The 21,754-nt window shown below is 59.5% G+C and carries 22 protein-coding genes; 13 read left to right on the top strand and 9 right to left on the bottom strand.

What is annotated here, in order from left to right:
• Positions 1-37 precede the first annotated feature (37 nt).
• The 3 genes from AC0IW7_RS13375 (at position 38) to AC0IW7_RS13365 (ending at position 3,892) form a co-directional block, all read left to right on the top strand.
• The gene (locus AC0IW7_RS13375; RefSeq protein ID WP_471818597.1) at positions 38-625 is read left to right on the top strand and encodes a TetR/AcrR family transcriptional regulator; all 588 of its coding nucleotides are present in this window, start codon (positions 38-40) and stop codon (positions 623-625) included.
• Between the two features lie 148 nt (positions 626-773).
• Complete coding sequence (locus AC0IW7_RS13370) at positions 774-3,035, top strand: putative bifunctional diguanylate cyclase/phosphodiesterase (protein WP_471818702.1); 2,262 nt, start codon at positions 774-776, stop codon at positions 3,033-3,035.
• Entirely contained in the window at positions 3,023-3,892 is an 870-nt protein-coding gene (locus tag AC0IW7_RS13365) for a phosphate/phosphite/phosphonate ABC transporter substrate-binding protein (protein WP_471818595.1), read from the top strand. The genes AC0IW7_RS13370 and AC0IW7_RS13365 overlap by 13 nt, the downstream gene beginning before the upstream one ends.
• A gap of 10 nt (positions 3,893-3,902) precedes the next feature.
• Here AC0IW7_RS13365 and AC0IW7_RS13360 read toward each other — a convergent pair whose 3' ends face one another.
• The 3 genes from AC0IW7_RS13360 to AC0IW7_RS13350 all read right to left on the bottom strand — a co-directional run bounded on the left by AC0IW7_RS13360 (position 3,903) and on the right by AC0IW7_RS13350 (position 6,300).
• Positions 3,903-4,757: an AraC family transcriptional regulator gene (locus AC0IW7_RS13360; RefSeq protein ID WP_471818700.1), complete on the bottom strand. Its 855-nt coding sequence runs from the start codon at positions 4,755-4,757 to the stop codon at positions 3,903-3,905.
• A gap of 126 nt (positions 4,758-4,883) precedes the next feature.
• Entirely contained in the window at positions 4,884-5,807 is a 924-nt protein-coding gene (locus tag AC0IW7_RS13355; protein ID WP_471818593.1) for an NADP-dependent oxidoreductase, read from the bottom strand.
• 61 nt (positions 5,808-5,868) lie between these two features.
• Entirely contained in the window at positions 5,869-6,300 is a 432-nt protein-coding gene (locus tag AC0IW7_RS13350) for a DoxX family protein (RefSeq protein WP_471818591.1), read from the bottom strand.
• A 241-nt stretch (positions 6,301-6,541) separates the two neighbouring features.
• Here AC0IW7_RS13350 and AC0IW7_RS13345 point away from each other — a divergent pair, with 241 nt between their 5' ends.
• From AC0IW7_RS13345 to AC0IW7_RS13325, 5 genes are all read left to right on the top strand, one after another.
• On the top strand, positions 6,542-6,841 hold the full coding sequence (locus AC0IW7_RS13345; RefSeq protein WP_122496066.1) for a putative quinol monooxygenase: 300 nt from the start codon (positions 6,542-6,544) through the stop codon (positions 6,839-6,841).
• A gap of 70 nt (positions 6,842-6,911) precedes the next feature.
• A complete protein-coding gene (locus AC0IW7_RS13340) occupies positions 6,912-7,745 on the top strand; it encodes an oxidoreductase (protein WP_471818589.1) in 834 nt (277 codons plus the stop codon).
• Positions 7,746-7,903: 158 nt separating this feature from the next.
• Positions 7,904-9,127, top strand: coding sequence for an MFS transporter (locus AC0IW7_RS13335; protein ID WP_471818588.1), 1,224 nt, complete (start codon positions 7,904-7,906; stop codon positions 9,125-9,127).
• 54 nt (positions 9,128-9,181) lie between these two features.
• Positions 9,182-9,436 (top strand): Atu4866 domain-containing protein, encoded by a 255-nt coding sequence (locus AC0IW7_RS13330; protein WP_122496072.1) that lies wholly within the window; start codon positions 9,182-9,184, stop codon positions 9,434-9,436.
• 197 nt (positions 9,437-9,633) lie between these two features.
• Positions 9,634-10,533 (top strand): helix-turn-helix domain-containing protein, encoded by a 900-nt coding sequence (locus AC0IW7_RS13325; protein ID WP_471818698.1) that lies wholly within the window; start codon positions 9,634-9,636, stop codon positions 10,531-10,533.
• A gap of 15 nt (positions 10,534-10,548) precedes the next feature.
• Here AC0IW7_RS13325 and AC0IW7_RS13320 read toward each other — a convergent pair whose 3' ends face one another.
• From AC0IW7_RS13320 to AC0IW7_RS13300, 5 genes are all read right to left on the bottom strand, one after another.
• The gene (locus AC0IW7_RS13320; protein WP_471818586.1) at positions 10,549-11,106 is read right to left on the bottom strand and encodes a flavin reductase family protein; all 558 of its coding nucleotides are present in this window, start codon (positions 11,104-11,106) and stop codon (positions 10,549-10,551) included.
• A 76-nt stretch (positions 11,107-11,182) separates the two neighbouring features.
• Positions 11,183-11,944, bottom strand: coding sequence for an SDR family NAD(P)-dependent oxidoreductase (locus AC0IW7_RS13315; protein WP_471818584.1), 762 nt, complete (start codon positions 11,942-11,944; stop codon positions 11,183-11,185).
• A 116-nt stretch (positions 11,945-12,060) separates the two neighbouring features.
• Positions 12,061-12,489: a nuclear transport factor 2 family protein gene (locus AC0IW7_RS13310; RefSeq protein ID WP_471818582.1), complete on the bottom strand. Its 429-nt coding sequence runs from the start codon at positions 12,487-12,489 to the stop codon at positions 12,061-12,063.
• Between the two features lie 122 nt (positions 12,490-12,611).
• A complete protein-coding gene (locus AC0IW7_RS13305; protein ID WP_471818580.1) occupies positions 12,612-13,517 on the bottom strand; it encodes a LysR family transcriptional regulator in 906 nt (301 codons plus the stop codon).
• An 88-nt stretch (positions 13,518-13,605) separates the two neighbouring features.
• Positions 13,606-15,489 (bottom strand): pyruvate kinase, encoded by a 1,884-nt coding sequence (locus AC0IW7_RS13300; protein ID WP_471818578.1) that lies wholly within the window; start codon positions 15,487-15,489, stop codon positions 13,606-13,608.
• 182 nt (positions 15,490-15,671) lie between these two features.
• On the opposite strand from AC0IW7_RS13300, the gene AC0IW7_RS13295 reads away from it, so the two are divergent.
• Positions 15,672-16,091, top strand: coding sequence for an arsenate reductase ArsC (locus AC0IW7_RS13295; RefSeq protein ID WP_471818576.1), 420 nt, complete (start codon positions 15,672-15,674; stop codon positions 16,089-16,091).
• Positions 16,092-16,136: 45 nt separating this feature from the next.
• Positions 16,137-16,901 (top strand): CHAD domain-containing protein, encoded by a 765-nt coding sequence (locus AC0IW7_RS13290; RefSeq protein WP_471818574.1) that lies wholly within the window; start codon positions 16,137-16,139, stop codon positions 16,899-16,901.
• A gap of 525 nt (positions 16,902-17,426) precedes the next feature.
• On the opposite strand, the gene AC0IW7_RS13285 is transcribed toward AC0IW7_RS13290, so the two are convergent.
• Complete coding sequence (locus AC0IW7_RS13285; protein ID WP_471818572.1) at positions 17,427-17,900, bottom strand: MarR family winged helix-turn-helix transcriptional regulator; 474 nt, start codon at positions 17,898-17,900, stop codon at positions 17,427-17,429.
• Between the two features lie 284 nt (positions 17,901-18,184).
• Here AC0IW7_RS13285 and AC0IW7_RS13280 point away from each other — a divergent pair, with 284 nt between their 5' ends.
• The 3 genes from AC0IW7_RS13280 to fdhA all read left to right on the top strand — a co-directional run bounded on the left by AC0IW7_RS13280 (position 18,185) and on the right by fdhA (position 21,547).
• Positions 18,185-19,138 carry a PDR/VanB family oxidoreductase gene (locus tag AC0IW7_RS13280; protein ID WP_471818570.1) on the top strand — a complete coding sequence of 318 codons (954 nt, stop codon included), beginning with the start codon at positions 18,185-18,187 and terminating at the stop codon, positions 19,136-19,138.
• Positions 19,139-19,186: 48 nt separating this feature from the next.
• A complete protein-coding gene (locus AC0IW7_RS13275; RefSeq protein WP_471818568.1) occupies positions 19,187-20,266 on the top strand; it encodes a Rieske 2Fe-2S domain-containing protein in 1,080 nt (359 codons plus the stop codon).
• Positions 20,267-20,347: 81 nt separating this feature from the next.
• Entirely contained in the window at positions 20,348-21,547 is a 1,200-nt protein-coding gene (gene fdhA, locus AC0IW7_RS13270) for a formaldehyde dehydrogenase, glutathione-independent (protein ID WP_122496217.1), read from the top strand.
• Positions 21,548-21,754: the final 207 nt, after the last annotated feature.

The raw sequence follows: 21,754 nt of genomic DNA, 5'->3' as shown, positions 1-21,754 counted from the left end.
ATTCGCCGCGTATGTGAACGAAACAGAGGCGCTTGCTATGAAAGTGACAAAAGCCCAATCGCTGGCCAATCGAGCCCACATCGTCGACACGGCGTCGGTGCTTTTCCGCGAACGCGGCTACGACGGCATCGGCGTGGCCGACCTGATGGCGGCGGCTGGTTTCACCCAGGGCGGGTTTTACAAACACTTCGGTTCCAAGGCCGATCTGATGGCCGAGGCCGCTGCGTGCAGCCTGGCCCAGTCGCGCGCTTCCAGCAAAGAATTGGACTTCGCCGGCTTTATCGACCTGTTCCTGTCGCGCCAACACCGTGACTCGCCCGGTAGCGGTTGCACCATGTCGGCCCTGTGCGGCGACGCGGCGCGGCAACCGGCCGACATCAAAGCCACGTTTGCCGAGGGCATTGAGCAAGCGGTCAGCGGGCTGCAGCACAAGCACATCGCCGACGGCAACGCGGCGGACGATCAAGTGCGCGAAAGAATGATCAGCCTGTTGGCGCAGCTGGTGGGCGCCGTGGTGTTGTCGCGCGCTTGCCCGGATGATTCGTCGTTGGCCGACGAAATATTGCAGGCGTGCCATCGGCAAATCAGCGCGTCGTATACGCCACCTGTCGATCAGCCGGAGTAAACCGTCTGCGCCCAAATGATGTCATTGTGCCGTCATGTGGGCGTCGTATGCTGGCCATTCAACGTGGCCGGATGATGGTGCAGTGAACCGTCAGTTTTTCTCGTCTCCCCGATTTTTGCAGGTGCTGTGGCTGACCTTGTGCGTCGCGATGCTGGTGTTGCTGTGGGGTTTGTATTTCCAGCAAAAAACCGCTTCGCGGCAGGAGGCTTTGGCCGCGAAAGCCTCGGAGCATCTCAATCTCGCCAGCATCGTTGCGCAAAATCTGCAGCAACTGGTCGACCGCGCGCAGGCCATCGGCCGGGTGACGCAAAGCACGCCGGAAAGTCGTGAGCAAAGCCATCAGGGGCTGGTGCGCATGTTGGCCGAAGACCCGGTGCTCAAGCGCATGAGCCTTTACGACAGCAGCGGCAAGCTGTTGTCCGCCAGCCACAACGATGAAGCGCAAGCGCTGCCGGCCGCCTGGCTCGAGCAACTTCAGGCGCATACCGCGCGCTACGGCTTCAAAGCGTTTTTGCCTCGGCTTAGCGAACGCGAGCAGACCTCCTCGTTGCCTAACTGGCGCCTGCCATTTCTGCTGCCGCTCGCCGACGCCACCACACGCAAGCTCGATGGCGTGCTGTTGGTGCAGCTCGATATCGGCTACCTGGCGACACTGTTCCAGCACATCAATCTGGGCAACAGCGGGCTTATGAGCCTGCTCGACAGCGACGGGCAAGAGCGTTTGCGCATCAACAACAGCGGGGTGGTGATTTCCGCCGTGCCGCTGCATTCGACGTTGAACGCCAGTACCGACGAAGTGGGCAAACTCAGCGTTTACCTGAATGGCGAGGCGTATCAAAGCCTGTACCGCCGCGTCGCCGACCGTGGTTTCAGCGTGATGGTCAGCGAGCGCACCGATGAAATACTGGCCTCGCCGCAACTGGCCTTTGGCCGTCAACGCTGGCTGAACCTGGGCATGACCCTGTTGATTCTCAGCGGCCTGCTTTGGACGCTGCGCGCCCTGAACAACCGGCAATTAGCGTTCAGCGCCCTGGAACAAGCGCAAGCCGTGAACCAGGAATTGATTGGCCGCCTGGAGGAAGAACACAAACGCAGCAGTCATGCCGCCGCTACCGACCATCTCAGTGGCCTGCACAACCGCCGGCGCTTTATCGAAGTGGCCAAACGTGTGCTGACCGAGCAGCGCAGCAAGCGGCGTCTGCTAGCGATCTGTTTTATCGACATGGACCGCTTCAAGTCGATCAACGATTCCCTTGGCCACAAAACCGGCGATTTGCTCTTGCAGGCGGTGGCCGGACGCATCAGCCGTTTGCTCGAACCGGGCGATGAGGCAGCGCGTTTTGGTGGCGATGAGTTTGTGGTGCTGTTGGCTGGCGAGCGCACGGAAGAGCAAATTAATGCCTGGGTGCGCGCGCTGGTGGCAAAACTCACGGCGGTGTATTCGCTGGACGAGCACGAACTCAACACCAGCCCAAGCGTGGGCGTGAGTATTTGCCCGCGCGACGGGCAGGATGTCGACAGTCTGATTCGCCACGCCGACGCGGCCATGTATTCGGCCAAGCGCGCGGGCAGGGGGCAATTCAGGTTTTTCGACCCGTCGTTGAATGTGTCCGATATCGAGGAGTTCACCCTTGAGCAGGCGTTCGGCCATGCCCTCAGCGAGCGGCAGTTTGTGCTGCATTACCAGCCATTACTGCGGCTGGACTCGATGACGGTGGTGGCTTATGAAGCGCTGGTGCGCTGGGAGCATCCCGAGTTTGGTCTGGTGTACCCGGACCGCTTTATCGCCTTGGCCGAGCGCAGTGGTTTTATCGTCGCGCTGGGTTGGGAAGTGTTGCGCCTGGCCTGCGAAGAGCTGGCCGACTGGCAAGGGCAGGGCATCACCACGCGGCTGGCGGTGAACGTATCGGCCATTCAGTTACGCCAGGTCGATTTCAGCGAGCGCCTGCTCAATAAGCTGGCGCGCCACGGCATCGACCAATCGCGCCTGGAGTTGGAGATCACCGAGACCACCGTGCTCGACCAGGACGGCATCGCCATTGAGCATTTACACCGGCTGCGCGCCAACGGCATTGGCGTCAGTCTGGACGACTTCGGTCAAGGCTACGCCGGCTTTGCCCACCTGCAATCGCTGCCACTGAGCAAGCTGAAAATCGACCGCGCGCTGATTGCGCCGCTATCCAACAGCTACGACGACAGTCCGATTGTTTCCTCCACCATCATTCTGGCCAAACGCCTCGGGTTGGAAGTGGTGGCCGAGGGCGTCGAAACCGTGGATCAGGTGGTGTGCCTCAAACTGGCAGGCTGCGACATCGCCCAGGGCTACCACTTCAGCCGACCGCTCTCTGCGCAAAAGCTGCGCGAATATGCGCCGTTCGTTAGCGCCATGGAAAACGCGTGCGCGCCGTAACAGCACTGGCAGCGCTGCTGCTTTCGGCGTTACTGAGCGCTGACGCCAACGCGCAGTGCAGCCAACAAAGCCTGCGCGTGGCGGTGATTCCGAAGAAAAGTATGGAAGCGCTCATGGTGGAGTTTCAGCCGTTGCTGCAACGCCTCACCAGCACCTTGCACATGCCGGTGGAAATCGTCGCGGCGTCTTCCTATGAAAGCGTGGTGGATGCCATTGTTTCTGGCGGCGTGGATATCGCCTGGCTCGGCCCGGCCTCGTACATTCTGGCGTACCAGCGCGAGCCGCGAATCGAGCCGTTCGCCAGTCTCACCATCAACGAAGGTTTTTTCACGCCGGCCGGCCACCATTACCAGTCACTGCTGATGGTTCGCCGCGACGGCCCCGCAGACGTCAATGCCGTACGTGGTGAAAAAGTGGCCTTGAGCGATCCGGCCAGCACCTCCGGCGGCATTGTTCCCAATGGCGAGTTCGCCGCAGAAATCGGCCAGCCGCTGTCCCGTTATTTCGCCTCGCTGGTGTACACCGGTGCCCATGACAAATCGCTGGACGCATTGCTCGACGGGCGCGTCGGCGCGGCGTTTGTGTCCAGCGTGCAGGCCGATGGGTACCTCAACAGCGGCAAAATCAAACAAGACACCCTGCGCGTGCTGTGGCGTTCGGCACCGATTTTTTACGACCCGTACGTGTTCAGCGCCAACGTGTGCGCGCCGTTAAAAGCGCGCATTCGCACGGCCATGCTCAGCGAGCCGCAGGCGCTCGCCGCGTTTCTTGCCTCGCAACATGCGTCCGGCATCATGCCGGTCAGCCACGCCGACTACGCGCCGCTGCTGGAAATCATGGAAAAAGCCGCGCCTTAGCGACGCGCCACTAAGCAATAGAGCGAAGTTTGGCGATGTCTTTGCTGGGCGGTGCGCCAAACATTCGGCTGTATTCGCGGCTGAACTGCGACGGGCTTTCGTAGCCCACCTTGAACCCTGCGGCCGACACGTCCATGCCTTCGGCAATCATCAACCGCCGCGCTTCGTGCAGGCGCAGCTGTTTCTGGTATTGCAGCGGGCTCATGGCGGTAACAGCTTTGAAGCGGTGATGCAGAGTCGAGGTGCTGAGGTTGACGAGGCTGGCCAGCTCCTCGATAAGCAGCGGCTTGTGGTAGTTGCGGTTCAGCCACTCGATGGCGCGAGTTACGCGGTGGGTCTGGCTGTCGGCGATGGCGATCTCGTGCAGCCGCTGGCCCTGCTGGCCTTTAAGCAGGCGGTAAAAAATCTCGCGCAGGGCCAGCGGTGCCAAGGCGGGAATATCTGCCGGGGAATCGAGCAGGCGCACCAGGCGCAGCATGGCGTCGAGCAGCGAGGTGTCGATTTTGTCCAGATATAAACCGCGGTTCGCTTCTCGCCCCGGCACGCCGATGGGACTGGCGTCGGCGATCAGCTGGGCGATTTCGGCGGGGTCGATATCCAGGCGTACGCACAGATACGGTTGCTCGGGGGACGCTTCAATCACTTGCCCGGCCAAGGGCAGCGTCACCGACACGACCAGGTAATTCAGTGGATCGTACACGTAGCTTTCGTTCCACAGCCGAACCTCTTTGCGGCCCTGGGCGATGATGCACAAACCGGGTTTGTGCACCGTGTGGATGGTGTCGGTGGGGCTGTCGCTGCGGATGAAATGAAGAGGCGCAATGTCGGTTTGAAACACACCATATTCCGGGGCGAAGCGTTGCATGGCATTGGCCAGCTCGGCTCGGCGTCGGGTAATTTCCGCGTCCAGGTCGTTCACATCGGTTACCTCCCTTTGTAAGTCCTGCGCCAGAGAATATGGCTTATGCGCTGCGCTTGGTAGACGGCAGTTTCAGCGGTTTACATCCAGTACCAGTTTTCCGCGCGTGTGCCCGGCCAAGCTCTGTTTCACCGCGTTTACTACGTCGCTGAGCGGCACCACTTGCGCCTCCAGATGAAGCTTGCCGGCGCTGAACAGGTCAGCAATCTGCGCCAGTTGGCGACCGTCCGAACGCGTGGCGAAATGCTTGCCCGCCGCGCCATGTTCGCGGGCTTTGCCGGCGTCCGGTGTGCTCACCGGCGAAACCAGCACGCCCCCGGCTTTGATTACGCGCCAGGAGCGAGCCTGGGTTTGGCCACCGATCAGATCGATTACCACGTCCACATCCGCGACGCTGTCTTCGAATTCTTCAACGTTGTAATCGATCACTTCATCGGCGCCCAGCGAGCGAAGGTAGTCGTGGTTCTTCGGCGAGCTGGTGGCAATCACGAACGCACCGGCAAGCTTGGCCAGTTGCACAACAAAGCTGCCGACACCGCCTGCACCGCCGTGGACCAGCACTTTCTGGCCAGGCTGAACGAGGGCGTGTTCATGCAAGGCTTGCCACGCGGTGAGCGCCGCCGCCGGAATGCCACCGGCCACTTGCAGCGGCACTGTGGACGGCACGCGGGCGAGTCGATCGGGCGTGGAAAGGGCTTGCGTGGCGTAGCCGCCGACAATGCCGATAAAGCCGAACACCGTGTCGCCAACCGCGAATTCACTGACGTTTTTACCCACGGCTGCAACGGTTCCCGAGACTTCGACGCCGGGCGTGTAGGGCAGCGGCAGGGGAATGAATTGCTTCATGGCGCCGGAAAGAATCTTCCAGTCGACCGGGTTGATACCGCTGCCCGCGACATTGATCAGCACTTGGTCATCGTTTGGGCTCAGGTCTGCCACCTCTTTAAGTTGCAGGGCGTCCGGCTGGCCGTATTGGGCGACTTGAATAGCTTTCATCTGAATACTCCATTTCCAAAAGTGAGGGCCTTGCCGGCAGGCGAACCTGCCGGCGGTGGGTTTAGCGGCGACGAGCATCCAGGCTGAAGCGACCAGCACCGAAGGCGACAACCTGCAAAAGGCCGCCAGCCATGGCGATGTTTTTGAAGAAATGAATGAACTGGTTCTGGTCAGCCAAAGCGCTGTGAAAGATCAGTGCGGTGACAACACTGAACACCGCCAGCAAGCCTGCGGTAAGGCGGGTGCGATAGCCGGCGATCAACGCCGCGCCGCCGAGAATTTCCACGGCGATGGCGGCGGCCAGTGCCAGTTCCGGAAACGGCAGCCCGACCGAACCGATGTAGCCAATCATCATGGCCGGGGCGCTGATTTTTGAAATGCCAGACAGAATGAAAATGGCGCTTAGCAAGATGCGCCCAAGCAACGAAGCGCTGCTGTTGAAGGTGTTTGAAGAGGCCAGTGGAGCGGTAGAAGCGATAGCTGCGTGGGACATGACGGTAGATCCTTTTTGAGTTCAGCGCCTCACCACGAAGCGCCGATGTGAGGTCATCTTGTCATCGCCAAGCTATTGCGAATAGCCGACTAATTTCGACGATTACGTTCGATTATTTCGGCATGAAGTGCCAATCACCTCTGGCAGAATCAGGCAAACACGTCGGAGAAATCGAATACCCCCGGCGCGCATCAGAGCAGTAGCCTGAACCCCGGTTCAAACACGCAACGGAGAGAACGCTATGACTGAGCACATCACGGTAATTGCCTACCTGCGCGCCCAAGCCGGGAAGTCGCAAGCGTTGGGTGAGCGTTTGTTGGCGCTGGTGGCGCCGTCACGCGCGGAGGAGGGGTGTATTTCCTATGACGCCCACCAATCGATGGAAGACCCCGACCTCTGGTGCATGTACGAAAACTGGCGGTCTGCCGCCGATATCGACAGCCATTTTCAAACGCCGTACTTGCGCCAATTTGCAGCGGATCTGCCCCAGCTCATCGAAGGCGAACTGGACCTGCGCCGCTACGTGAAACGCTCGGTGTAATACGCCACCGGGCCATCTTGAATGCGGTTCAGCATGGCGCTGCACCGCCTCTATCAAGAGGAATTTTGTAATGAACGACAACAGAGTGTGGCTGGTGACAGGTTGCTCCACCGGCTTTGGTCGACACATCGCCACGGCGTTGCTCAACGAAAGCCAGCGTGTGGTGGTGACGGCAAGAAGGACGCAGCAGATTGAAGAGCTGGCAGCGCTGGGCGATGCCTTGATTCTGCCGCTGGACGTGACCGATCCCGAACAGGCGCAGCAGGTTGTGCAGGCCGCCGAGCGCCACTTCGGGCGCGTGGACGTGCTGATCAACAACGCCGGTATCGGCTATTTTTCCTCGGTGGAAGACAGCGACGATGACGCGGTACGGCGAATGTTCGAGGTCAATTATTTCGGCACGGCCAACATGATTCGCGCAGTGCTGCCAGGCATGCGCCAACGGCGCGCCGGCATGATCGTTAACCTCACTTCGGTGGGCGGTCTGGTCGGCTTCGAAGCGGTTGGCCATTACTGCGCCACGAAATTTGCCGTCGAAGGCTTGTCTGAAAGCCTGCGCGCCGAGGTGACGCCGCTGGGTATTGCCGTAATGACCGTTCAACCCAGCGCGTTCAGAACGGAGTGGGCCGGTTCATCTGACGCCGCGCAAGCCGTGGCCGAGGATTACCAGGCAACCGCAGGCGCCGCCATGCGCGCCTATCAAGACTCGGTTGGTAAACAGGCGGGTGATCCGGCCCGGGCAGCGGCGGCCATCTATGCCGCCGTTACCTGCGCAACGCCGCCAGCACGCCTGCTGCTGGGCAACGAAGCCTATGAAGCTGCGCAGGACAAGGTCGCAACCATGGCACGCGAGTTCAGCGCCTGGGAATCGGTTGCCCGTGGTGCGGATTTTCCAACCCCGTAAGTGCTGTGGCGGCGCCAGGTTGCGGGCGCGGCAGGATTAGGCAAACAACTGACAGGAGTGATTTAACGGGGACCGCGCGGTGCGGGCAACACTGGGTGCGTGGCGTTACTTAGCCGCAAGTCGCCCAGTTTGAACGGTCCGCACCGAGGAGAATTTTTATGGATTCACCGTCCCCGTCCCGCCCGTTGTTGTGGCTCTACGCGATCGCTACGGGAGCCATGATCGCCAATCTTTATTATCTGCAGCCGATCCTTTCCCTGGTTGCCGCCTCCTTTGCCATTCCCGTTGCCGCATCCGGCCTGCTGGTAAGTTGCGCCCAGCTCGGCTACACGCTGGGCATTTTGCTGGTGGTGCCGCTTGGCGACGTGCTTGAACGGCGCGCGCTGTTAAGCCGAATGTTTGCGCTTAACGCGTTGGCCCTGTTCATGGCGGCGGCCAGCCCGAGCTTTCTGCTGTTCAGCGCAGCCGTTCTGGTGTGCGGTATCACTGCGGCAGCCGCCATGCTGATCGTGCCCTATGTAGCCTCGATTGCTGCCGAGCAGCGGCGCGGTCAGGTGGTTGGCTTTGTGATGACCGGCGCGCTGCTGGCGATTCCGCTGTCATGGCTGGTGTCCGGCGGAGTCGGCAATGCAGCAGGCTGGCGAATGGTCTTTGCCAGTGCCGGATGTACCGCGCTGATTCTGCTCATGTTGCTGAGAATTACCTTGCCGGCCGAGCCGCAACGGAGAATGGAAAAGGTGCGTTATCGGCCGCTGCTGCTCTCCTTGTGGCGCATCACGCGAACCCATTCAGCCCTTCGTCGCCGCGCTCTTTACGGCGCGCTGGGAATGGCCAGCTTCAGCATGCTGTGGACCGGCTTGCCGATTCTGCTGTCGCAGGCACCACTCAATTTCCCCGCTTCGCAAATCGGCCTCATCGGCCTGACAGGCGTTGCCGGCGCCTTGATTCCTGGCTTGGTGGGCCGCCTGAGCGATCGCGGCCACAGCCATGCACTGGCTATCGGCCTGGCAACGCTAATGGTGTTCGCCTGGGCGGCGCTGAGTGTTGCCACGGCGGGGCTCTGGATAATCATCGCCGCCGCCATGGCGCTAAACGTTGGCGTGATGGGGCTGCAAATTACCCATCAGGCGGTGATCTACAAACTCGACCCCACGGCAAACGCACGAATTACAGCGGTGTTTATCAGCCTCAACTTTGTTGGCGCGGCCATCGGCTCGGCAGTGGCCAGCGTCGGTTGGCGCTACCTCGGCTGGGAAGGGCTGTGCGTGCTGGGAGCAGCGTTCCCGGTGGTGTTGCTGATTGTCTATGCCACCACGGAGCGTCTGTGGTCGAGCCGTTGTGATTCGCCCGATACGCCGATTCAGCGCGAAGAAATTCAGTAAGGCTTGCACCTGCGCGGGTATTTCAATTTCAACATCAATGCAGAGGAGACGCTCATGGCCCAGCCATCCGCAGATCAGAACAAATATGTAGGCATGTGGGTGACCGCCGACGGCCGTATTCGCCATGAATTGCTGCCCGGCGGGCGCTATGACGAAGCGCGGGGACAGCAGCAAAGCGCTTATCAAGGACGCTACTGGCTGGAAGGCGACCATATCGAATACGCCGACGACACCGGTTTTACAGCCGACGGCGAGTTCCGCAACAACGTGCTGTACCACGCAGGAATGGTGTTGTATCCGCAGCGTTGATCAGAGAGCCGGAATGGAGATTCCGGCTTTTTTTGACTCTGTAAAAAACACATGGCCGAGTGGGTGAGCGCTTATGGGCGGATGCGTTTGGCAGCCCTGGAACGGTAAATCCATGGAACTGCTCGCAACTACAATGGCCTCACGCTAGCGGCCTTTGGGTTCGCTTGTGTGCCGGTCAACGAAGGAAGCTGATGCGCATGGACACCGCAGAACGAACCTCGCCTAAGGGCCTGGAAAACTACATTCGGGGTGAGCGCCTCGCCGCGTCTGATGAGTTGGATGCGCGCGACGTGCTGGTGCAGATATTCAACCGCGAGCGCCAGGAAGCGAGCTTCATCGTTCCCGCCGTGGCGGAGCCTTTGCTGGTCTGGGTTATTGGCGGAACGGCTACGGTAGACGAACGAACCCTGGGCGGCGCATGGGAAACCAGCAGGGTAACCACCGGCGACTTCTTTCTAACCACTTCGGCCGAGCCTTATGAGATGCGCTGGAACGTCACCAGCGAAGCGCCATTCGTGGTCATGCATATCTATCTGGGTATCGCGCTGCTGGAAAAAGCCATTCACGAGACGCTCGGCGTAGCGGCGCCTGTTAGGTTGCGAGAGGTGTCGGGTGGACGGGACCCTGTACTGTCGATGCTGCTGGAGCAGTTCCGCGCTGAAGTGACCGGGCACCATACGGGCAGCGCACTTTTCCTGCAAGGACTGGCGCAGTGCCTGGCCGTGCACCTGGCTCGCGACTACAGGGACGATTCGGCCGACGACATTGCCCACCGCAATGCCTTGCCGGCGTACAAGCTGCGGCGGGTTTTGACGGACATGGAAAGCAATCTGCGCAAGGATTTCAGTCTTGGCACCCTGGCCGAGGCCGCTGGCATGAGTGAGTTCCACTTCAGCCGGCTATTCAAAAAAGCCACCGGGCATTCGCCGTCGCAGTTTTTTATTCGCCTGAGAATGGCCCGTGCCCGGCAGCTTCTTTTAGAAACCGATCGCAGCATCATCGATATTGGCCTGGACGTGGGTTACAGCAGCCCAAGCCATTTTTCCCAGGTGTTCAAACGGGAAGTGGGGGTTACGCCGAGCCACTATCGCAAGTGAGCCCAGGCGTGGAGATCACAGGTTCTGCGGCCGAAATTGCCCGTGGAAATCCAGGGTTTCGCCGGCGACCATAAACCGTCCCCGGCCGCGGTAGTGCAGGGTTCGCGGGTTTTCCACCGACTTTGCGACGTGGGCTTTCACCACTTCCCAGATGAACAGGCCGTACTCGCCGATCAGCTTCGCGTCGAACAACTGGCACTCGAAATTGGCGTAGCACTCTTTAATCAGCGGCGCCTTGACTCGAGCGGCGGGCGCTGGGGTAAGGGCGAACTCGGCGAACTTGTCGATGGCGGCGCCGCTGCTGTTGCCGACCGCAACCACCTGGTCGGCCAACTCAACGGTCGGCACATTGATCACGCACTGCTGGCTGTTGCGGATCAGGTCAAAGCTGTGATTTCCGCTCCAGATGTAGCAGCCGATCAGGGCAGGGGAGAACTGCATCATCGTGTGCCAGCCCATAGTCATGATGTTGGTTTCATCTTTCCAGGCCGAAGTCACTAGAACGATGGGGCCGGTCTCCAGGTGCTGGCGTACATCGATCAATGGAAAGTCGGATTTTCGAAGTACGGTCATGGCGCCTCCGTGAATCGGTAAAGGATAAAAAAAGCGCGGTGTCAGCAACGCTGCACCGCGCCGATGGCATGGGGCATCAGCCCACCGGAATGCTCATGCCGCCGTCGGCCATGACCACCGAGCCGACGATAAAGCTGGCGCGCTCGGAGGCGAGGAACGAGACAATTTCGGCAATTTCTTCCGGCGCCGCTGCACGGCCGATGGGTGCGGATTTGCCGTGTTCCTCAAGGAAGCCGCGTCCGTCGTCCATAAAGTGGTTCAACAGGTTGGTCACCACATCGCCCACCCCAATGGCGTTTACCCGAATGCCATGTTCAATGGCTTCCAACGCCTGAGTGCGTGTCAGCTGGGCGAGGGCGCCTTTGGAGGCGGTGTATGCGGCGATGCCCGGGAATGCGAAATACGAGGCGTAGGAGGCAATATTGACGATGGCGCCCGACTTGTTTTTCATCATTTCCTTCATCGCTTCGCGCGAGTGCAGGAACGCGCCGGTGACGTTGGTTTCCATCTGCCAGGTCCAGTCTTCGCGGGTCATTTCCACCATGGGTTTGTAGAGAATCCGGCCTGCGTTGTTGACCAGCACATCGAGCTTGCCGAACTTCTCAACCGCCAGGGCCACGGCCTTTTCAGCGGAGCCATCCACGGTGATGTCGGCAACGAATGGCACGATGCCGTCGCGCTCCAGTGCGTTTACCGACGGGTCGATGTCTTCGGCAATCACCTTGGCGCCGCGAGAATGGAGCAGCTCGGTAATGGCTTTACCAATGCCGCTGGCGGCACCGGTGACCAGAATTACTTTGTCTGCCACTTCGTTGGGGATTGGATTGAAAGTCGTCATGTCAGGTCTCCAAGTAGTCATTTGAATGTCGCTTTCGACGGTTCAAATTTCTCGCTTTCGGACCTGCTTCGCTTTGGCGGGCTTGCTCAGGCTGTCGGGGTTTTGCTTCTTTGTGCTCAGGCGGAAGGGGCGGCCATGACCACGGGCGCGTCGAAGGCATAGGCCGCTTTCACCGGGTCGAAATACTCGCGAATGTGGGTGAGTTTGCCGTCGCGAACGCTCACGAATAGTACGTACTCCTGCGAGTAGGTTTTGCCCGTTTGCTTGGCGATGCCTTCAGCGTTTACCTGGGCAGACGCGGTGTGTGTATCCGTGGACGTTTGAATGCGCAGGTCGAAAAACCTGAAGGACTCGACGGCGCCGACAAACCAGCCTACGTGGTTCAACACCTGTTCCTTGCCCACCAGTTTGCTGGGGTGGCCCAGGCTTGGCGCGAACGGCAATTCCCAGACGATGTTGTCGGCTACCAGGCTTTTCCATTGCTCCGGATCGTCTACAAACGTCTCGAAGTGGCGTTTCAACACATCGGCTGCGCTAGCACTCATCAGATTTTCTCCAGGCCCGTTCGAGGGCGGAATGGCTTATCGGAGCGCAAAATCTAGCATCGGCTATTCGTCGAAAATACCCAGATAATTTCGAGCTGACTGTTCGATTAAATACGCAAGCTTCAATCCTGCGCCGCCTGTTGCCCGAAGCGCTCAATCAGCCAGCGCCCGGCCGGGCCGGGTGGCGAGTCGGTGCGGTAGATCGCATCGAAGGTATAGATCCCGCTTTTGCCATCCGGTAGATCGAGCCGCACCAGACGACCCGAGTCCAGGTCGGCTTGAATCATGGGAACCGGCATATTTCCCCAGCCGATGCCTTCTTTGAGCAGCATGTGCTTGGCGCCCAGATCGGCCAGGCGCCAGGTGCGGGTGCTAAGCACGGCAAAGTCTTTGTCGCCGGTCAGCGTGGAGCGGTCGGACAACACCAATTGCACAAGCTCGCGGGCGGCGCCGGGCTGTTTGGAGGAGGGCGCCGCCAATGGATGGCTGGGCGCGGCCACGGGTATGAGCTGCACGCTGCCCACGGCGATACGTTCAATGCCATCAAGGCCGATATCCAGCGGGCCACTGACGCCAACGCCAGCTTTGCGGTTTAGCACCAACTGGGTGACGGCGCCGAGGGCTTCCATGTGCAGATGCAAGGTGACAGTGGGGAACACTTCCCGAAAGGTTTTCAGCGCATCGACCACACGTTCGGCCGGCAGCATGACATCCAGCGCCAAATGCACTTCGGCTTCCAGGCCGTGCAGCAAGCCAGAGACTTTCGCGCGCAGCCCGTTTACGCCGTTGGTGATGGTTCGCGCTTCTGCCAGCACGGTTCTGCCGGCGTCGGTGAGCTGGGGTTTGCGCGTGGTTTTACGGTCGAATAGCGAGACGCCGAGCTGCATTTCCAGATTGGAAATCGTGTAGCTCACCACCGAGGTGGCGCGGTGAAGTTTGCGCGCCGCGCCCGCGAAACTGCCCACTTCGACAACCGTTAAAAACACCTTGAGCTGGTCCAGCGTGGGAGTTTCGGGATCCGAAGCCATTTCTACTATCTCGAACGTTCAGGGAAGAATTATCCTAGTTTCGCAGATAGCGAGATGCTAAGTCGCGTGCTTCGAGACCGGCGCTTCGTCAGCCGTGCAGCATTGCCACGTTTAGTTTTCTGAGCAGGTCGCGCTTCTTGTCCCGGTGATTTTGCATGCGCTGCAACAGGTCGTCGAGCGTGGCAATGGCCTTGAGAATGTACGGGCCTTTGTTCAGCATCACGCATTCGGCCCGCACGCCCATGGCGGCGTCGGTAATTTCCGCGCGGGTAGGGGCGCCGGTTTTGGCCAGACTCTCAAGCACCTGCGTCGCCCAGATCACCGGAACATGGGCGGCTTCGCACAGGCACAGCATTTCTTCCTGCAACTCGGCCGAGCGCTCGAAACCGGTTTCCACCGCAAGGTCACCGCGCGCAATCATCACGCCCAACCGAGGGCAGCGCATGCCGGCGAGCAGCAGTTCCGGAAGCTGCTCGAAGCCACGGCGGGTTTCGATTTTCAGCACCACGCCAAGATCGGGCGCGTTCAGGCGTTCAATGTGCTCAAGCAAGGCATGCACATCGGCTACTTGGTTGACGAATGACAGCTGCACAATGTCGGCGTGTTTGCAGGCGAACGCCAAGGCGTCGAGATCGTCGTCCGAGAGTGCACCCAGCTTCAGATCGGTGTCCGGCAGGTTGATGCCTTTGTCGGCTTTTAACTTGGCGCCGTCGGGCGCGTGGTGAATGTGAATTTCCAGTTCACCGTCACGCCGGGAAGTGATTACGCCGCCGATTTTGCCGTCGTCGAACCATATCGGGTCGCCCGGCATGGCCGCTTCCAGTACCGCCGCCGAGGTGCAACTGATGCGCGCGGGCGCAAGCGGTTTGCCCTCTGCATCGAACTGTGCGGCGACGCCTTCGCCTTCAAGGCCCAACAGCAATACGTCGCCTTCATTGACCGTGATGGTTTGAGCACATGGGGGAACCGCCTGCACCTTGGCGCAGGCTTTTCGCCCGGCCGGTTCGTTCAGCGTGAACAGGGTGCCAGGCACGAAATAAGCGGTTTTCTCCAATTGCGCCGTCGCCGTGTAGCCGGCTTCTTCCACAGCACTGATAACAAGCGCGCGTTTGGCATCGCGGGCGTCGCGAAAGGCCAGGCGGTCGCCCACCTTCAGCTGGCGCAGCCATGGCTCGGGCAACAGCACACTGTTGTCAACCAAACGGGCAGGGTCGCCGGTCAAGAACACCTCGGCGGGTACCTGAACCCGGCCAAACGAGTCACGCAGCGGTTTCACTTTCAACACCGCCGGCCCCAGCGCCACGGGCCCGGTGCGCAGTTTCGGGCCCGCCAGGTCCATGGCCACCTGACAGGGCTTGCCGAGCTTTTTGCTGGCTTTGCGCAGGTGTTTGATCATTTTCAGCCACGCCGGCGCATCGTCATGGGCGCAGTTGATGCGCTGACAGTTCATGCCTGCGGCCAGCAGGCTTTCGACCAGCTCATAATCGTCAGCGGCTTCGCTGGGCATGGTCACCATAATGCGCACCGACCTGGCCTGCGGCGCCTCACCAAACAGCGCGGCGCCATGATCCAGCAATGGGTTGGTTTGCAAGGAATTGGCCAGCGGCGACGCTGCACTGGGCGCGCTCGGTTCCTGGCTGGCACCGAGAGTTTTCAGCACGTCGATCACACGCTCAACCGAACCCAATGCATCGGCTTCGCAGCGCCCCAGCGACGACAGACCGAGGGCGGATAGTTGCTTTTGCAGCTGGCGGATGTCTTGGCGTCTTAGCGCCAGGTAGTGAAGAAGATTGATGGCGCCAGGCAGGTAATCAGGATGAATCGCAGCGAGGTCAACGCGGCTATTGATCGCCTCGCGCATGTCGTCGCGCAGCACCGACAACGCACCGAGCACCTCGGCTAAAGAAACGTCAGCGTTCTCGACATAACCATCAGACGGCAAGGGCGAGGGCAGGGGTTCGTTGCGGCTCATCGGGCATCACCATGGTCAGCACGGGTAGGCGTTCACGCTAGAAGCCACACATGACAGTTTTTCTACCTGGTGCGGCTGCTCGTCCGCTTTATCGCGCCAAGCGACGTATGACCGTAAGCACAAGTGTCATACGCAAGCCTTAGGCTCAAGCCTGCCCGCGACTTTCGCCACTGGAGAGACCCATGAGCCGGAAACTACGAGTTCTGTTCGTTTGCATCGCCAACGACGCCCGTTCGCCGATGGCCGAAGCGCTGTTACGCCATCTTGAGCACGACCATTTTGAAGCCCACAGCGCCGGCATCGAGCCAACCGAAATCGACCCACGCGCACTGGAAACCCTGGAACACGCCGGCATTTCAACTGAACGTCTGCGCAGCAAAGCGTTGGAAGAATTTCAGGATCATGAGTTCGATTACTTGATCGATCTTTGCGACAAATCGTCCAACGAAGAACAGGTACTGCCGCGTTCGGCGCAGGTGCTTGTATGGAACTTCGTAGACCCAACGACCAGCGATCAGCACGACCCGTTTCGCCATACCTTTCAGGAACTGAGCGACCGGGTGCGGATGTTTACGTTGGTTAAAAACCGTGAGTTCGAGTAGCAACGCAATAGTGCAGGTTGCTTCGTTGGCTTTAGGGGGAAGTGCATGTCGTTGGTGAACAACATCGTGGCCCATGTTCTGCAATTGGAAGTGGCACTTTTTAATGCAGTCGCACGCTTGGAAAGCAGCACCGACAGCGAAGCGCTGCACGACATTCGAACTTCAGTGCGGCGCTTGCGCAGCGTATTGCGCCCACTGCGCGGAAGCCGAGGCGTTGAGGCATTGGAAGATGCAGCGAAACGCGTGGGCGCATTGACCACACCGATCCGAGACCTTGAAGTGCTGGCCGGTGAGTTGCGCGAACGAGGGTTTGAGGCGCAGGCGCAGGTTCGTGAGCAGCGCCTGGCCGAGCATTACCGCCAGGTGGTGCGCAGCAGCGAGTTGCGTGATCTGTTCGTCGGTCTGGATCTATGGCCACACGCCATACGCGCCGCCGAGCGCGCCGGGGAGCTGGAAAATTGGCCGGCGCAATTACAAAAGCGCCTGCACAAACAACAGGTCAAATTGCTGAAAGCCCTGAGCAACAGTGGCGACGATCCGCATCGCCTGCGTTTGTTGATTAAACGCAACCGTTATGCCGCCGAGGCGTATCCGAAACAAAGTCCACTGTCGGCCGAGTCACGCCAACTGCTCAAAGCTACACAGAGCGGTTTGGGCGCCTGGCACGATCGACATCAGTGGAGCCTAAAAGCCGAGCAGGAATCGGATCTGTTGCGCTTGGAAGACGCATGGCGGCGCGAAGGTGCCGCCATGCTCAAAACCACAGGAGACAAACTGCGTAACTTGCAGGCCAGTCTGAAAAAGGATTGACTGCGAAGACAGCGCGTTCGGAGCGCTGTGCGAGGCTACAAACCGCCGCCTCAGTCGCCTCCACCGCCGAGAATGCCGCCTGTTGTGCGTAAAAAATAGCCAGAAGCCCGGACCAGTGCCGGGCTTCTATTGCGCCCTGGTGACGGATGAGATGTCGTCTTCGAGCTAGAAGCCGAGCCTTCACTTCACAAAAAGCCAGCTTAGGAAATCAGCCCTGTGTCAGGTTTGTGAAGAAGACTCGCCGGCGTTGATCGGTGCCGTTGGGCTAGCTCACTAAGCTCAGCAAGCGGAGGCACTGGCCTCGACATGAAGGTCATCAATGTGTGTCGCAGTCCCTGGGCACAAGGTCAATGTAACTAGCAACTACTAACTAGTGCCAATTTCGGCGCGCTAGCACATCTCTCACGCCCGCGTACGGCCAAGTGTGAGCAAATTAGCCCTCCCCGTAAGGGAAGTGGTCGCAGATTGCAGCGATCCAACTTGGCCAGACTTCCGGTTATGACTCATTAGCCAGCCGAACTTCCATCAAGTGGATACAGGCGGATCGTACTCATTGACGTACCCGACTTTTCCCTGCATCCGACTAAGCAGGTTCACCAACGTATCAACTTCTTCAGGCGAGAAATCGCTCAACAATCGCCGCTCTCTTTCCAGAGCAACCTTAAGCACTCGGTCATGCAACGCCTTGCCTTCAGGCGTAAGGCTGACGGCGTAGCGGCGGCCATCTTTGCTGTCTACCTGACCTGAAATTTTCCCTGATGCTTCCAGTGCCTGGAGTGATCGGCTGACCGCGCTTTTATCCAGGCCGATGACTTGGCAGATTCGATTTGCGGTGATGTTGTCTTCCACTGCGAGCAGGGCAATCACCCGCCACTCCACGACACCAACGCCGAAATGCTTTCGGTAGGTGCTCGATGCGCCGGTGGCCAATTTGTTGGCGAGGAACGTCAGCAAGGCTGGTACGTAGCGGTTGAGGTCCAGCTTTTCGATATCCGACATGAAGACGTGCCTTGAAAAGTGAGATAAACGGTATTGCCAAACTGGTTGACACCGCAACTAAATGGTTGGATTCTACTCCCAGCCACGCAGTGCGTGGGTTGCTCGCATCATAGGCGAGTAGCCGCCCCTACAAAAATAAGTAACAGGTAGCCCAATGAACCGTATCGCCTTCAGCTGTCGTTCGCGACGCATTTCAGCCGTAACCAGCCCCCCATAAAGCGAGCTCGCTAGCTCACCCATTTCTATTCGCTTTTTGCAGCCACTTCAGTGTGGAGGGTCGTTTCATGCTCCAAGTTTTAGTTAATCGCAAGGCTATCGTTGCCGACGGCATATGCAGTTTTGAACTCCGTGCCTCCGACGGTGAGCTGTTGCCGTCCTTTACGGCGGGCGCCCACGTCGATGTGCATCTGCCATCGGGCATGGTCCGGCAGTATTCGTTGTGCAACTCGCCTGAAGAGCGTCATCGCTATCTGATCGGCGTACTGAAGGACCCGCTCTCCCGTGGTGGTTCCCAGGCCATGCATGAGTTGGTGGAGCAGGGCCAGACCCTCCAGATCAGTGAACCGCGCAATCTGTTCCCCCTCGCTGATCAAGGTGAAAGCCACCTGCTTATTGCGGGTGGCATTGGCATCACTCCAATGATGGCAATGGCCTTTGAGCTCGAGCGGCAGGGTGCAGACTTCGAGCTGCATTACTGCTTTCGCTCCCGCGATCGCGCGGCGTTTCTCGAATTACTGGAAAACGCGACGTTTGCCCGCCGGGTAACGTTGCACGATGACAGCAGTGCAGTGCCGTCGAACCTCGATGCCAGCGCCTTGCTGCAACGCCCTGAAGCCGGTCGCCATATCTATGTGTGTGGGCCTGGCGGGTTTATGGACTACATCCTCACCACTGCCGCAGCGGCTGGTTGGCCAGAAGAGCAAGTACACAGAGAGTTCTTCGCGGCCGCCCCTATCGATCACGACGGAGACCAGGCTTTCGAAGTGGAGCTCGTCCGCTCAGGCAAGGTCTTCCAAATTCCTGCGGACCGCTCTGTGTTCGAGGTACTGGATGACGCCGGTATCGAGATAGAAACCTCCTGCGAACAAGGCATCTGTGGCTCATGCATTACGCGCGTGCTGAGCGGCACGCCGGATCACCGTGACCAGTTCATGACCGACGCCGAGCATGCCCGCAACGATCAATTCACGCCGTGTTGCTCACGCGCCAAGACCCCGCGTCTGGTGCTGGACCTCTGAGCGCCTCTGAATCAGCCCCTGACCCCAACCCAATATCGGGAGAACACTATGAATGTCTCAGGCAGCGAATCCCTTGCTTACGACGTAGGCACACCGGCTCCTTTACCTACCTTTCCGCTGGATCAATGGTACGTCGCAGCCCTTGGCTGGCAACTGACCGACAAGCCCGTCGGGCGTACCTTGCTGAACAAGCCGGTGGTGTTGTTCCGCACCCCGGATGGTCAGGTCGCCGCCCTGGAAGACCGCTGCTGTCACCGTGCGCTGCCACTTTCCAACGGCACGTTGGATGAGCGTGGCCTTCGTTGCGGCTACCACGGGCTGCTGTTCAATGGTGAGGGCAAGTGCATTGAAATTCCGGGGCAGGACAAGATCCCCAGCAAGGCCAAGGTGCCCGCCTATCACGTAAAAGAGCGTGATCAGATCGTATGGATCTGGTTCGGCAGCAGCGAGCACCCTGAGCCGAACTGCGAGCCGCCGGCGTACGACGTGCACAGCAGCGGCAAGTACATCTTCGATGGCGATGTGTACCACTACGATGCGCCGTACCAGCTTATCCACGACAACCTGATGGACTTGAGCCACCTGGGCTACGTGCATCTGCGCACCATCGGCGGCAACGCCAGCATCCATATGAATGCGCAGATGAAGGTCGAGAGTGATGACCGTACCGTGACAGTTACTCGCTACATGCCGAGCTCTGTTCCGCCTCCCACCTACACAGCCGCTTACCCGTTCAAAGACCTGGTGGACCGCTGGCAGGAAATCGAGTTTCACGTCAGCCATCTACGTATCTGGACCGGCGCGGTGGACGCCAACACCGATGCCCTGAGCGACCCTGAGCGAGGTGGCTTCCACATGCGTGGTTTCCATGGCGTGACGCCGGAGACAGAGACCACCTGTCATTACTTCTGGACCATGGCCACCAACCCGCAAACCGACCACGAAGCCGTCAAAGCCAAGGTGATCGAGCAAACCGCGTTGACGTTCGATGAAGACAAAGTGGTCATCGAGGCTCAGTACCAAAACATGTGCCGCTTCGGCACGCCTCCGATGATCGATATCCATGTGGATGTGGGCGCTAACCGTGCTCGCAAGATCATTGAGCAGCTTCGCCACTCCGCTCGTTGAGTGCACAGCGGCCTGGGCCGGGCTGGCCTCAGGCCGCTGTCTTTTATCCCGCAACAGTCGTTACCCATAAGGAGATTGTGTATGTCTGATAATCGAGGCGTGGTTTATCTCGGCGCCGGTAAAGTCGAAGTGCAGAAAATCGACTACCCGAAAATGCAGGACCCGCGCGGTAAGAAAATCGAGCATGGCGTCATTCTCAAGGTTGTTTCCACCAACATCTGTGGTTCTGACCAGCACATGGTCCGTGGCCGTACCACCGCCCAGGTTGGCCTGGTGCTCGGGCACGAGATCACCGGCGAAGTGATCGAAAAGGGCAGCGACGTCGAGCATCTGAAGATCGGCGATTTGGTCTCGGTGCCGTTCAACGTGGCGTGTGGTCGTTGCCGCTCGTGCAAAGAACAACACACCGGGGTATGCCTGACCGTTAACCCGGCCCGTCCCGGCGGTGCATACGGTTATGTAGACATGGGTGACTGGGTCGGCGGCCAGGCCGAGTACGTGCTAGTGCCGTACGCCGACTTCAACCTGTTGAAGCTGCCGGACCGCGATAAGGCCATGGAGAAAATCCGCGACCTGACTTGTCTGTCCGACATCCTGCCGACGGGCTATCACGGCGCGGTGACTGCTGGGGTAGGGCCGGGTAGTTCAGTGTATATCGCCGGGGCTGGCCCGGTTGGTTTGGCCGCTGCGGCTTCTGCGCGTTTGTTGGGTGCTGCGGTGGTGATCGTGGGCGACGTCAATCCGATCCGTCTGGCTCACGCCAAAGCCCAGGGTTTTGAAATTGCCGACCTGTCCACCGACACACCTCTTCACGAGCAAATCGCCGCGTTACTGGGCGAGCCTGAAGTGGATTGCGCCGTCGATGCCGTCGGTTTCGAGGCTCGTGGCCATGGACATTCAGGCGCGCAACATGAGGCGCCTGCCACGGTTCTGAACTCGCTGATGGGCGTAGTGCGGGTCGCTGGGAAAATCGGTATTCCCGGCCTCTACGTGACGGAAGATCCGGGTGCCGTGGATGCCGCTGCCAAGCTCGGCAGCCTGAGCATTCGTTTCGGCCTGGGCTGGGCTAAATCCCACAGTTTCCACACCGGACAGACTCCCACCATGAAATACAACCGCCAGTTGATGCAGGCCATCATGTGGGACCGCATCAATATTGCCGAGGTGGTTGGCGTGCAGGTCATCAGCCTGGACGACGCGCCCCGTGGCTATGGCGAGTTCGATGCAGGCGTGCCGAAGAAGTTTGTGATCGACCCGCACAAGATGTTTAGCGCCGCTTGATTGAAACAGGGTTGTGAGGTCGTGCACTGGCCTCACATTTCTTCCTTGGTCGGTTTTGTGGCTATCACGCTTTTTGTGCCGTCTTGCCTCGAAGGCACATTTTCCCAGACGTCGCTCAGGTCTTTGCCAGGCATTCAAGCAGCGACTCAATCTCTCATCGAGAGACTACAGAGGGAATCTAAAGTGGCTGCGGTATGACCAAACGCC

This window comes from Pseudomonas sp. AC229 (genome assembly GCF_979254655.1).
This window is presented reverse-complemented; position numbering and strand designations above follow the sequence as displayed.